The organism is Halanaerobium congolense, from assembly GCF_004366375.1.
Taxonomy (GTDB): domain Bacteria; phylum Bacillota; class Halanaerobiia; order Halanaerobiales; family Halanaerobiaceae; genus Halanaerobium; species Halanaerobium congolense.
Map to the genome: position 1 here is coordinate 1 of NZ_SOEF01000049.1, position 12,991 is coordinate 12,991.

Below are 12,991 nucleotides of genomic sequence, written 5' to 3' on the forward strand. Positions count from 1 at the left end.
TATCTGCTACAAAAGAAAGATTTGTGAGATTAACTGTAAAAAGGCTAGGTTCTATGAATAAGGAATCCTCGTGGGCTTGCCCCGAGGAGCGTCAAATGTTCTTTTTTAATGCTTTAAGTGAAGCACCTATATTTTTTGCAGCTAAATATTTTCTAGAAAAATATAAGACTAATTCTTTACTTTTATTTTCTGCTTTCTTTTACCTAATCAGATTTATAGTTGCAGCTGCAGCAACTTCGCCTGTTTATTTCTTATTTTTTGGCATGCTGCAGTCTCTATCTTTTGGAGTTTTTTTAGTAACTGTCCGTTATTATGTTAAGCTTGTTGCACCAGCAGCTTTAAAAACTACTGCCCAGAGTATAGCCATGATGTCAGCTTTTGGAGCTGCAGGTATTATTGGCAGTCTTTTAGGTGGTTATTTAATTGATAACTATGGAATGACAGTGATGTTTAATGTTACAATAATTTTTGGATCAGCAGCTGTTCTGATTTTAGTCTTTGTAGTTTTTAAAGACCGGGGAGTTTTAAAAAGCAGAACCTAATAATTTTACAAGCCAGGTGATTTTAATGTGAAAAATTTAAAAGAGAAAAATAATTTAAATAATAGAGAAGCAATTCTAAATGATTCAATACCAAAAACTCTGTTTAAACTCTTCTGGCCAATTATGGTCGGTAATACAATGCAGGTTTTATATAATCTAGCTGATACTTTTTGGGTTGGCAAATTGGGGACTGATTTAGCAGCAGAAATAAGAAAAGGAGAATTTAAAGAAATAAATATTTTCTAAGGTTAATATTGAAATAAACTTAAAAGGCTAAAACCCTTGAATAAGACTTTAGCCTTTTTTCATAATTTGAAGTTAATTAGCCACAATTGCTTCAATAGCAGCCAGTTCATCATTACTGAACTCAGTGTTTTTTAAGCTGCCAACATTTTCAATGATCTGATCAACCTTGCTGGCACCAACAAGAACAGAAGTAACTCCCTGATCTAAAACCCAGGCTAAAGCCATTTGAGATAGGCTTTGACCCCGATCAGAAGCCATACTATTTAACTCTCTTATTTTATCTAATTTTTCTTCTGTAATACTATCTTTTTTAAGGAATCCACTTTCTTTTGCTGCTCTAGAATCAGCAGGTATACCATTTAAATATTTATCAGTTAATAAACCCTGCGAAAGTGGTGAATAGATAATTGATCCCATTTCAGTATCTGACAGCGTTTCTAAAAGGTTATCCTCTTCAGACCAGCGATCAAAAATAGAATAATTATACTGATTTAAGAGTAATTTAACTCCCAAATTTTCAGCAACTTCTACTGCTTTTTTAGTTTGTTCAGCATTATAATTTGAAATACCGACATAAAGTGCCTTTCCCTGATCCTGGATTTGTTTTAAAGCTCCTATAGTTTCCTCCAAAGGTGTATCTGGGTCCGGACGGTGGTGATAAAAGATATCAACATAATCTAATCCCATTCGTTTTAAGCTTTGGTCAAGACTTGAAATTAAATACTTGCGAGATCCCCATTCTCCATAAGGTCCAGGCCACATATAATAACCTGCTTTAGAAGAAATAACTAGCTGGTCACGATAGGGTCTAAAATCTTTTTCCATTAAAATCCCCATTGTCTCTTCAGCAGAACCAGCAGGGGGTCCATAATTATTGGCAAGATCAAAATGAGTAATTCCTAAATCAAAAGCTTTGCGCAGCATTTTCCTGGCGTTTTCTAAAGTATCAACTCCACCAAAATTATGCCACAAACCTAAAGAAATTGCCGGCAGTTTTAAACCACTATTACCGGTATAGTTGTACTGCATTTTTTCATAACGATTTTCATCAGCTAAATAAGGCATCAAAATACCTCCCAATATAATTTTATCTAAATTTTCATCTCTAAAAATATTATATCAGAATTATCTTAAAAATTGAGCAAAGCGGTTTACAATATATTAATTATTTTAGTTGGAATGGGTAAAGAAAATGGAGATTATAGTAAAAAAAGTGTAATCAAGCTCGGAATTTATCTAACATTTGTATTTTTTATAACCGTTGTTTTTGAATATTTTTGGCGGCAGTTTACTGGTTTAATTTAAAATTGCCCCTTCTTGGGGCAAGGCCAAGAGCTTTGCGAGCAGGCTTTTACTCTATCACAGCAGTTTTAAAAAAACTTAAGTAAATTACTTTAATTTAATTATTATTTTCAAAAAATATATGCTATAATAATAAATAATGAGTATATTTCGACAAAATACGGTGAAAAATGTCAGCCGTAAATTAAGGGAGGAGTTAAAGTAGATGGAATATGGAATTTTAAGTATTTTACCACCGTTAATTGCAATTTTACTTGCATTAACTACTAAACAGGTTTTTATTTCACTTATTTTAGGTATTTTTTCAGGAACAATGATTTTAACAGATTGGTCTTTTTTTGCCTCGGTTAACATGACTTTAAATGAAATTGTGGCAATCTTTTCTGAAGCCTGGATTACTAAAACTATTATGTTTTCATTTTTAGTGGGAGGACTAATAACTGTAATTTCTGCCTCAGGAGGAGTTCAGGGCTTTATCGATTATCTAACGAAAAAAAGAAATATAGTTAAGGATAAAAGGGGGGCTCTGTTGTTAGCTTACATAACAGGACTTGTTATCTTTATCGAGTCCTCAATTACTATTTTAGTCTCCGGGACTGTTGCACGACCTCTAACTGATAAATTTAAGGTATCCCGGGAAAAACTGGCTTATGTCTGTGATTCAACCTCGGCACCGGTCTGTGCACTGATACCGCTTAACGGCTGGGGCGCAATGCTGATGGGAGTTATCGGAGTTCAAATTGCAAATGGAGTTATCGAAGGTAATCCGGCAGCTGTACTTGCCAGATCAATACCTTTCCAATTTTATTCCATAATTGCAGTAATCGCAGTTGGTTATTATATCATGACAGGTAATGACTGGGGTCCAATGGCCAAGGCAGAAAAAAGAGCTTCAGAAGAAGGTCTGCTTTTAAGAAAAGGAGCAACTCCTATGGTTTCCGAGGAGGCAACTGCTACCCCGCCCAAAGAGGGAGTTATTCCAAACATGTGGAATATGATTCTGCCGATTGTAGTGTTAATAGCAATGATGCCGATCGGACTTTATATTACAGGTGAGGGAAGTATTCTGCAGGGATCAGGTTCAACTTCAGTTTTTTGGGCTGTAATTACAGCAGTAACCTTTGCCGGCTTCTTATATGTTTTAACAGGAATTATGAACCTAAAAGAATATATTGATTATGTGTATCAGGGAATAGGTGCGATTGTACCTGTTGCCATACTTTTAATTACGGCTTTTGCGATTGGAAATGTAATTGGCTATCTAGAAACAGGAGAATATATGGCATCTTTGGTTGAAGGAAGAGTTAGCGGAGCCTTTGGTCCGGCAATTGTCTTTGTCATGGCTTCTTTAATGGCTTTTGCAACTGGAACCAGCTGGGGAACTTTTGGAATTATGATGCCGATTGGTATCCAGATGGCAGTAGCTATGGGAGCACCACTTTATCCAACAATTGGAGCTGTAGTTTCAGGTGGAATTATGGGAGACCACTGCTCACCAATATCTGATACTACAATTATTTCTTCAATGGCTTCTGCTTCAGATCATATTGATCATGTAAATACCCAGCTGCCTTATGCCTTGGCTAATGGTGCATTAGCACTTGTATTTTATTTAGCAGCCGGATTTATTATGTAACTAGTAATTTCTTACCTACTGTTTACAGAACCAAATTTTGGTTCTGTAACGGTCGCTGTAGATATAAATTTTAAATAAAGGATGATACTATTAATGATTAAAGCGGTAATTTTTGATATGGACGGAACTATTGTTGATTCAGAACCAATTTATGAACGTGTAAACGATGAAATTTACGAGAAATATGGCTTTGATTTAACCCAGGCAGATTACAACCGTCATCTGGGAGCAAATTTGAGAGATGTCTGGACTGATATTTTGGAACGGCATCCGGTTAAAGAGGAGTTTTCACATTATAAGATAGAGGATTTTATGGAAGAACATATTCACAGCTATTATCAGGGATTAAAAGAGGCAGATGATCTGGAATTAATGCCGAATGTTGAGCACTGGTTTCAATTTTTTAAGGAGCACGGCTATCAGATGATCATAGCCTCTTCTTCTTATGCTCCGGTGATTAAATATATTTATCAGCGGTTCGGACTTGAAAGATATATGGAAGGTTATGTAGATGGAAACTCGATTGAAAATGGCAAACCTGCTCCGGATATCTTTCTGAAAGCTGCTGAAAAATTAGGAGTTAAACCTGAGGAGTGTTTGGTAATTGAGGATTCAGAACATGGTGTCAATGGCGCCCATCAGGCAGGAGCAAGTGTTGTTGCATTTAATCGAGCTCAAGATGAGAGCCAGGATTTTTCTAATGCTGATTTAATAATAGAAGATTATAGTCCTGAAAATTTAAATAAAATTTTAGCTTAGTTTTTAAAAATAAAACGCTTTTTTAACCTAGATCAACAAAATTATTTATGGCAGTTCTTAATTGAGCTGTCTTTTTGTTTTCTAATAGTTTATTAGTTCCACAATGAAACGGAAATGATTATAAACTTTAAGCTGTAGAATAGTAATTATAATAATGTTATACTTTTAGCAGACGATAAAAATTATTTTTTCCTCATTACTTAATTAAGTTATTTTAAAAAGGAGAATTTAGCATGCTAGCACTTCCAAATAAAAGATGTGGAAAAATATTGTCCATTTTATTAAAAATCAATGAATCAATAACAATTAAAGATTTAGCTTCACAGTTTGATGTTTCTGCTCGAACAATAAGAAATGACTTAAATCAATTAGAAATTTGGCTTAAAGAAAGGTCTATTGAATTAGTTAAAAAACCTGGAGTTGGTATCTGGTTGAATATTAAATCCGACTCAAGAAGAAATTTACTTACAAAAATTTCTAAATTAGAAAGATATAAAGATCCTATTTCACCTGAAAAAAGAAAAGAGTTCATTTTGAAATATTTACTGTATCAGGATGATAAATATACAATGCAGAATTTGGCAGATAATTTATTTGTGAGTCGTTCAACAATTTATAAAGATCTTGATCAAATCGAAAAATGGCTAAAAAAGTATAATCTTAGCCTAGAAAGAAAACAAAATTATGGGATTTATGTTAAAGGAGCTGAAAAAGATTGGCGTAAAGCAGTGGCAGATTTATTAGTCAAATTGAAAAATAATGAAGAATTAAAAAATATGCTGGAAAATGAATTAGATAAAGAATCAAGTAGCAGGAATAGCAGGAAAGATATTTATCATCAGCTAGAAGGATTATTTGGAGATGTTAATTTTGAAGAAGTGGAAAGAATTATTCAAGAAGTCGAGATTGAATCAGAGTTCATTTTTACTGATGAAGCAATAACAGCATTAGTTATTCACATTGCAATAGCTTTAGAAAGGTTAGATAAAAATAAAGATATCAAAATGAAAAATGAACAATTAAATTTTCTAAAAGATAAAAAAGAATTCGCTTTAGCTACTAAAATAGCAGAAAAAATTCAAACAAGATTATCTTACCAGCTACCAAAAGCTGAGATAGGATATATTTCTCTTCATATATTAGGGTCAAAGTTACAGCAGCATTTAGAAAAGAAAGATGTTGAAAAAGTAATAAAAAATTCTGAGATTAAGACAGTTGAAGCAGCACAAAAAATCATAAAAATGTCAGAAGAAATTCTTGGCTATAATTTTAAAACCGATGAAGAACTATTGTTAGGTTTAATTTTACATTTAAGAACTGCAATTAATAGATTAAAATATGGGTTGAGTATTAGGAATCCAATTTTAGGTGAGATTAAAGAGAATTATCCTACTATTTTTGGTGCCGCCTGGAGCAGCAGTATTATATTCCAAGAAGATTTAAATCTAAAAGTTAACGAAGATGAAATTGGATATATAGCTCTGCATCTGGGAGCTGCTGTAGAAAGAATTACTAAGAGTTGGAAAGTGATAATAGTCTGCAGTAGTGGAGTTGGCACCTCACAGTTACTTGCCAGTAAAATAAAAAAATATTTACCACGGATCGAAATTATAGAAATACTTTCTACTCACGAACTGGATAATAAAGATCTTAATAATGTTGATTTAGTTATTTCTACTATTCCTTTATCTAATATCAAAAAAGATGTAATTACTGTCAGCCCAATATTGTCTGAATCAGATTTGAGTAGAATTAACGAAAAAATCAATTATTCATCTCAAGCTAATAAGTCGAAATTTAACAATAGAATGTCTCCTGCCGGTGAATTAAAAAATTTATTTGAATCAGAGTTAATATTTGCAAATTTAGATTTAGAATCTCCAAAAGAAGTAATAGAATTTTTGGGTGGGAAACTTCAAAAAAGAGGTTTTGTTGATCAAAAATTTATTGATTCAGTTTTAGAAAGAGAAAAGATAACAGCAACTGAGGTAGGTAAAGGACTTGCAATTCCTCATGCCAGAATCAATGATGTAAAGCAAAGAAAAGTTGCAGTTGCAGTCTTAAACGAAGCTATTCAGTGGGGTGAAGAAAAAGTAAAAGTTGTATTTTTACTGGCTATTGATAGCCAGATTGCTAGAAAATTTTTTAGTTATTTTTATCAAATTATGGAAGATGAACTGTTTTTAAATGAATTAAAAGAGGCAAAAACTAAAGAAAAAGTAATTTCTTTATTAACTAAAAGGGGGTTGTAAAATGAATGAAATCATTAATACCAATTTAATCAGTTTAGATTTAGAAGCAAAAAATAAAGAAGAAATAATAAGAAAAATGGCAAAACTAATTGAGAAAAATGGTAATTTGGATTCATATGATGATTATTTAGAAGCTGTATTAACAAGAGAGAATAAGACAAGTACTGGTGTGGGGAGTGAAATATCAATTCCTCATGGGAAATCAAAAGGAGTTAAAAAAGCTGCTGTTGCCTTTGCTCGTTTAGATAAAGCAATAGACTGGGAATCCTTTGATGATAAGAAAGTTAAATTAGTATTTTTACTTGCTGTTCCTGAAGCGAGTAAGGGAAATGAACATTTAAAAATATTATCGACATTATCCCGAAATTTATTGAACGATAACTTTAAGAAAGATCTTTTAAATGCAGAAAATAAGGAAAAAGTAAATTCAATTATTCAGAATATATTTGCTTAAATTAAAACATTAAAAAAAGGAGAGAAAAATTATGAAAATAATAGCAGTTACAGCTTGTCCTACAGGAGTTGCACACACATATCTTGCAGCTGAATCTTTAGAAAAAAGTGCCAAAAAAAGAGGTGTAGAAATAAAAGTTGAAACTCAGGGTTCAATTGGTATTGAAAATGAGTTGACTGAAAAAGATATTGAAAGCGCAGTTGCAGTAATAATTGCAGCAGATGTTAATATCTCTAAGGCAGATAGATTTAAGGGAATACCTAAACTTAAATTAGATGTTCAAAAAGCAATTAAGCATTCAGACCAGATTATAGATAAGATAATTGATAAGTTTAAGGAATAAATAAAGTTTAAAATTTAATTAATGTTAATATCACTAAGTATATTATACGAGGAGGAATATTTATGAAAAAGAAATTAAAAGAAATTAGAGGGCATTTGATGACTGGTGTAAGTTATATGATTCCATTTGTTGTTGCTGGTGGTGTTTTAATAGCGTTTTCAATTATGTTGAGTGGTGTAGAAGCAGGTAAAGGAGCCGATGTAACAAACCCTATTCTACAAAACTTATTATCTTTAGGTAGTGCAGCTTTTACATTAATGGTGCCAATTTTAGCAGGATACATAGCATATTCTATTGCTGATAGGCCTGGTCTTGTTTCAGGTATGATTGGTGGGTATCTTGCAGGACAAATTGGAGCTGGGTTTTTAGGTGGTATTGTTGCAGGTCTTTTAGCTGGTTATATTGCTGCTTGGATTAAAAGTTGGTCTGTACCTGAGGTTCTTAAACCGGTTATGCCGATATTTGTTATTCCACTTTTGTCTACAATTATTGTGGGCTCTTTAATGCAGTATGTTATTGGAATTCCAATTAGTAATATGATGGGCGGTCTTACAACTTGGTTGAGAGCTATGAGTGAAGGAAGTCAAATTATTTTTGGAATTATTCTTGGGGCCATGATAGCTTTTGATATGGGTGGTCCAGTTAATAAAACAGCATTTTTGTTTGGTGTCGGTTTAATTGAGCAGGGAATATATACAGTTATGGGACCAATTGCAGTTGCAATTTGTATTCCTCCACTTGGAATGGCTTTGGCAACAATGATGGCTCCCCAAAAGTATAATAAAGAAGAAAAACAGGCTGGTAAGGGTGCTTTCTTTATGGGCTTAATTGGAATTACAGAAGGAGCTATTCCATTTGCAGCAGCTGATCCACTTAAGGTTATACCATCAATTGTTACAGGATCTGCAGTGGGTTCAGTTATTGCAATGTTGGCTGGAGTTGGAGATCCTGCTCCCCATGGTGGACCAATAGTTTTACCAGTAGTTGACAATAGAATCATGTTTGTTGTTGCTGTTGTAGTTGGAACTTTAATTACCGCCTTTATGGTTAATTTCTTAAAAAACAAGGTGAGTGAAACTGATGACATTAAAGAAAAAGAGGATGAAGATCTGGAATTAGAATTCGATATGAATTAATTGAAAATAAAATTTAATAACTAATAAAAAAACAGTTCCTTTTTGTGATAGGTTTACATGGGGGAACTGTTTTTTTATGTTTGGTTAAATATACTTATTTTTTAATAATCCCGGTCTATAGTTTATAATGATGATGCCTAAGGAAACCAGCAGCATGGAAGCAACTATAATAAGATTAATTCTTTCACCAGGCAGTAAAATAGATGAGAGAAAAACTCCACTGACCGGTATCATAAATTTATAGATTGTGACAAAACCTAAGGCATTATATTTGATTAAGGTATACCATAAGGCAAAAGCAGCAGCCGAAATAAAGGCAAGATAAAATAATAAGACTACGCTTATTGGACTAAAGCTTAATCTGTTAAAATTGCTGCCGGTTGAAGCCGCAGTAAATAAAAGCAGGGAACCCATAAACATCTGCCAGGCAGTTACTATCAAAGCGTTTAAGCTTCCTGTTAATTTTTTGGCTAAGAAACTTGCCGCAGCAGAAATTGCTGCTGAGATTATTAAAAATCCTTCACCTGCAAAAAGAAAAGCAGCATTTAATTCACCTCGATTTAGATTTACAAAAAGCACTCCTAAAAATCCAAGTATAATCCCAATACTTTTCTTGAAATCTAATTTGTCATTTTTATAGACAAAGTGGGAGGCTATAACAGTCATGAAAATTCCGCTGGTGCTGATGATCGAGCTTTTAACACCTGTAGTATTAGCAAGACCATTATAAAAGAAAAAATACTGCAAACTGGTCTGCATGGCACCAAGAATTAATAATAGCAAAAAATATTTTTTGATTTTAAATAGCTCTTTTCTTTGTCCATTGATTAAAATAATAGAAAATAACATTAGTGAGGCAATAAAAAACCTTAAAGATGCAAAAATCATTCTATCATAGGCATTAACATTAAATGGCATAATTTCTGCATAGCTTATTTTTAATGAAGGAAAGGCAGATCCCCAGAGAAAACAGGCGCTAATTGCTAAAACAGCAATCTGCCAGCGTCCTGTAAAAATTTTTTTGATATCCATTTATATTTAGCTCCTTTAAATAATTTTAAAGAAAAATAGTAAATTATTAGAACAAGATTGTATCTATTATATTCGATATAGTTCTAATTTACAAGTTATCTGTTCACTTTAAAAGAGTTTACTAAAAATTATTATTAATACAATTAATCCAAAAGTCACTATTTTACTTCTGTTATGCATAATCTTCATCCTTTTTTCTTATCTATCAACATTATATAATACCAGGAAATTATACCTGATGGTTTGTTGTGGATAATATTTACAGTTTCATAATTTCCGCTATCAACAAAATTTAACCTTACTATATTACAGATTGTCCGAAGGACATTTTGTTCTTTAATTAGAAAAAAAAGTAAATTTAACTTAAAATTTCTAACAAAAAGTGCTATAATGAGTATATAGGAACAAAATTCTAAATAAATTATTCGAAAGTAAAGTAATCAGGAGAGGAGCAGCTCATGAATAAAGTTGAGCCGATCAGAGATAAGGATAAAATTGAAGAGATAAAAAATATTTTGCGTCAGCAGAGCTACCGCAACTATATACTCTTTGTGCTGGGAATTAATACAGGTTTAAGAATCAGTGACATGCTGAAGTTGAAGGTCGAAGATGTGCGCAATAAAAGCCATATTGTGATCAGAGAACAGAAAACTTCCAAAAACAAGCGGTTTTTGATCAACTCCAACCTGCGCCGGGAACTGGAAGACTACTGCCAGAATATGAGGGGAGAAGAGCATCTCTTTCAGAGCCGAATTGGGACCAATAAGCCACTAACCCGCTTTCAGGCCTACAGGATTTTCAGTGAAACTGGTCGCAAAGTTGGACTGGATAACATTGGCTGTCATTCAACCCGCAAAACCTTTGGTTATCACCACTACCAGAAAAATAAGGATGTGGCCCTGCTGCAGAAGCTGTTTAACCACTCTTCTCCCAGTATTACCCTGGACTATATTGGAATAACTCAGGATATAATGGACAGTTCAATAGAAGATTTTACGCTTTAGCTAAAAATGAAAATTTGCTTTTAAATCAATTAAGCTCTACCCTAATCGGTAGAGCTTAATAATTAATCAAAATTCAAATTTATTTTAGATTTATCGCATTACTTTTTTCATAATTTTAAAAATATCAGTATTATCCAGCGGTTGAGCTATAAGCTCACTACCTGGTCCCTGGCTCCAGGTAGGAACATCGCCTCCAGTATGGTCTTCACTGGTCCAGCCGGATTCAATTTTTTCACTCTGGCTGCTTAAACTTCCATATGGCCCGGCAATTCTAAGTCCACCTGTATCATGATCTGGAGCAATTATTACTAAAGTCTCTGATTTACGCAGAGGACTTTGCTCAAGCCAGTTAAGAACTGTCTCAACTGCTTTATCAAAGCCCAGCATTTCAGCCAGTTCATAGTTAAGATCATTATCATGTCCTCCCCAGTCTATTTGGGATCCTTCCACCATTAAGAAAAATCCATCAGAATCATTTTCCAGAGTTTTAAGTGCGGTTTCTGTCATTTCAGCCAGAGTTGGTTCTCCTTCTGGATATTTCGGGAAAGCATTACCTTCACTGTCTTTAAGTCCAAATTTATTTAGTCTGAATAATTCAGGAGTTTTACCTTCATCATAAGCTGTAAACATGCCAAATATCCTGTCACTTTCTTTATTTTGAGCAAGTCTCATTTCTGACTCATTATTAACTGTCAGATAGCCATTTTCCCTGGCTAAATTTGCCACTGCTTCATTACTCTGAAGATTATTATATGATTTTTCAAACTGCTGAGCATTATATTCATCACTGGTACCATAGACTCCTCCACCCAGCACCACGTCCACTTCAGTTTCTTCTATATACTGACGGGCAATTTCTGCTCCAGCGTATCTAACAGGTACGTGAGCTCCAAAGGTTGCCGGTGTAGCATGAGATATTTGAGATGTTGCTACCAGACCGGTAGATTTATTTAAATCCTCAGCAATCTCAAGAATTGTTTTAGACTTTTTTTCGATATCCATAAGTTCTCCGTTGACTGAATGGGCACTTACTTCGCGATTATTATGTTTTTCTCCAGTTGCCATAGCAGAACTGGCAGCAGCAGAATCAGTAACAATAGAATTAGCTGAATATGTCCTGATATAACCAACATTATTGAGTTTTTCCACTGCCAGAGGTTCACCATCAGGCCCATTTTTAAGTATTCGGGCTGCAGTTACAATATCCATGCTCATTCCATCTGGAATCATGAAAATAATATTTTTGGCAGTACTGGCATCAGCTGCATTTACAGCAGCAAAAGATGTAACTGTGAGTAAACAAATAAATAGAAATAATATTAAAGACTTCTTAAATTTCATCTAATATTTCCCCCTTTGATGATTAAGTAAAGTGGATGTGAGTTTTAAAACTACTTTTTGCCCCACGTTTAACTAAGAATATTTAATTTTATTGTTTTCACCCCCAAAAAAAGTTCTGTTCTTTTATTCTTCTATTTTAAGTATATTATTACAGGTAATTATTACGAAATCATTACCAGCATGTTAAAATGTGGTAAATTCTAATAAATAGTGAAATTTATTTGATTAATAAAAAATCTCTTAAATCAAGAATTCATATTATAAGATTGTAAATTAAATAGTTTAGTAATACAATAGTATTATGGTGGTGAAGCTGATAATTAGTGTGAGACTTCCAGAATCACTAAAAAAAGTTAAATCAATTAGCAGAGTCTAAAAATGTCACCAGGACTTATCTGGTTAATGAGACCTTAACTAAATATATTGCCAAAAAAAGATGAAAAAGATTCCTATCAATTGGTCAAAGATTTACCTGTTGATTTTGCTGATGCTTCGCTGGTAGCTGCTGCAGAAAGAGAAGATATTAAGATTATAATCAGGTTTAAATAAAGAGGGTGTAAATTATGCTGTCTGAAAATAAAAAAGAAATTAAAAATAAAATCAGAGATTATTTTACTGAGCGAAATGATATCTCGGCTGTCTATATTTTTGGTTCTTTTAATACTGAAAGATTTAATCAAAATAGTGACCTGGATCTGGCTGTGATAGAATGAAAGTCTGCTCGCAAACCTCGTGGGCTTGCCCCGAGGAAAGAGAAGACGGTATAGAATGAAAGTCTGCTCGCAAACCTCGAGGGCTTGCCCCGAGGAAAGAGAAGACGGTATTGAATTTTAAGTATTATATTTAGATATTAAATATTCTAAAAACAAGAACAAATGTTTGTCTAACCTCTTTGTTTATGGTATAATATTAGTGAGGAGGTGAAAGCATGACAGGTAAAAAAA

At 33.3% G+C, this 12,991-nt stretch carries 15 protein-coding genes; 12 read left to right on the forward strand and 3 right to left on the reverse strand.

The genetic code is table 11. The features are described from left to right. Together C7954_RS12520 and C7954_RS12525 are read left to right on the forward strand one after the other, a co-directional pair. Positions 1–542, forward strand: a 542-nt coding sequence (locus tag C7954_RS12520) for an MFS transporter (RefSeq protein WP_243833690.1), incomplete at its 5' end; no start/stop codon positions are given. 27 nt (positions 543–569) lie between these two features. Further along, the gene (locus C7954_RS12525; RefSeq protein ID WP_089717742.1) at positions 570–788 is read left to right on the forward strand and encodes a hypothetical protein; all 219 of its coding nucleotides are present in this window, start codon (positions 570–572) and stop codon (positions 786–788) included. A 72-nt stretch (positions 789–860) separates the two neighbouring features. Here the strand turns inward: C7954_RS12525 and mgrA are convergent, their stop codons facing one another. Then, positions 861–1,853 carry an L-glyceraldehyde 3-phosphate reductase gene (gene mgrA, locus C7954_RS12530; protein ID WP_089717743.1) on the reverse strand — a complete coding sequence of 331 codons (993 nt, stop codon included), beginning with the start codon at positions 1,851–1,853 and terminating at the stop codon, positions 861–863. Between the two features lie 72 nt (positions 1,854–1,925). Between mgrA and C7954_RS12535 the strand changes: the two genes are divergently transcribed. The 7 genes from C7954_RS12535 to C7954_RS12565 all read left to right on the forward strand — a co-directional run bounded on the left by C7954_RS12535 (position 1,926) and on the right by C7954_RS12565 (position 8,670). Further along, positions 1,926–2,093 carry a hypothetical protein gene (locus C7954_RS12535; protein ID WP_208320697.1) on the forward strand — a complete coding sequence of 56 codons (168 nt, stop codon included), beginning with the start codon at positions 1,926–1,928 and terminating at the stop codon, positions 2,091–2,093. A gap of 202 nt (positions 2,094–2,295) precedes the next feature. Further along, entirely contained in the window at positions 2,296–3,726 is a 1,431-nt protein-coding gene (locus C7954_RS12540; RefSeq protein ID WP_089656196.1) for a Na+/H+ antiporter NhaC family protein, read from the forward strand. A 93-nt stretch (positions 3,727–3,819) separates the two neighbouring features. After that, on the forward strand, positions 3,820–4,485 hold the full coding sequence (locus C7954_RS12545) for an HAD family hydrolase (RefSeq protein WP_073160877.1): 666 nt from the start codon (positions 3,820–3,822) through the stop codon (positions 4,483–4,485). 233 nt (positions 4,486–4,718) lie between these two features. After that, positions 4,719–6,737, forward strand: coding sequence for a BglG family transcription antiterminator (locus C7954_RS12550; protein WP_133618266.1), 2,019 nt, complete (start codon positions 4,719–4,721; stop codon positions 6,735–6,737). 1 nt (position 6,738) lies between these two features. After that, the gene (locus tag C7954_RS12555) at positions 6,739–7,191 is read left to right on the forward strand and encodes a PTS sugar transporter subunit IIA (RefSeq protein ID WP_073160881.1); all 453 of its coding nucleotides are present in this window, start codon (positions 6,739–6,741) and stop codon (positions 7,189–7,191) included. Positions 7,192–7,222: 31 nt separating this feature from the next. After that, positions 7,223–7,534, forward strand: coding sequence for a PTS fructose-like transporter subunit IIB (locus tag C7954_RS12560; protein WP_073160883.1), 312 nt, complete (start codon positions 7,223–7,225; stop codon positions 7,532–7,534). A gap of 62 nt (positions 7,535–7,596) precedes the next feature. Then, entirely contained in the window at positions 7,597–8,670 is a 1,074-nt protein-coding gene (locus C7954_RS12565; protein ID WP_110301058.1) for a PTS fructose transporter subunit EIIC, read from the forward strand. Positions 8,671–8,754: 84 nt separating this feature from the next. Here C7954_RS12565 and C7954_RS12570 read toward each other — a convergent pair whose 3' ends face one another. After that, positions 8,755–9,702: a DMT family transporter gene (locus C7954_RS12570; RefSeq protein ID WP_073160887.1), complete on the reverse strand. Its 948-nt coding sequence runs from the start codon at positions 9,700–9,702 to the stop codon at positions 8,755–8,757. 458 nt (positions 9,703–10,160) lie between these two features. Between C7954_RS12570 and C7954_RS12575 the strand changes: the two genes are divergently transcribed. Continuing rightward, a complete protein-coding gene (locus tag C7954_RS12575; RefSeq protein WP_089723186.1) occupies positions 10,161–10,706 on the forward strand; it encodes a site-specific integrase in 546 nt (181 codons plus the stop codon). A 90-nt stretch (positions 10,707–10,796) separates the two neighbouring features. Here the strand turns inward: C7954_RS12575 and C7954_RS12580 are convergent, their stop codons facing one another. Further along, entirely contained in the window at positions 10,797–12,047 is a 1,251-nt protein-coding gene (locus C7954_RS12580) for an alkaline phosphatase (protein ID WP_134060182.1), read from the reverse strand. Between the two features lie 423 nt (positions 12,048–12,470). Here C7954_RS12580 and C7954_RS14095 point away from each other — a divergent pair, with 423 nt between their 5' ends. Both C7954_RS14095 and C7954_RS12585 read left to right on the forward strand, forming a co-directional pair. Beyond that, a complete protein-coding gene (locus C7954_RS14095; RefSeq protein ID WP_257286635.1) occupies positions 12,471–12,596 on the forward strand; it encodes a hypothetical protein in 126 nt (41 codons plus the stop codon). A 14-nt stretch (positions 12,597–12,610) separates the two neighbouring features. Beyond that, on the forward strand, positions 12,611–12,760 hold the full coding sequence (locus C7954_RS12585; protein ID WP_081374651.1) for a nucleotidyltransferase family protein: 150 nt from the start codon (positions 12,611–12,613) through the stop codon (positions 12,758–12,760). Positions 12,761–12,991: the final 231 nt, after the last annotated feature.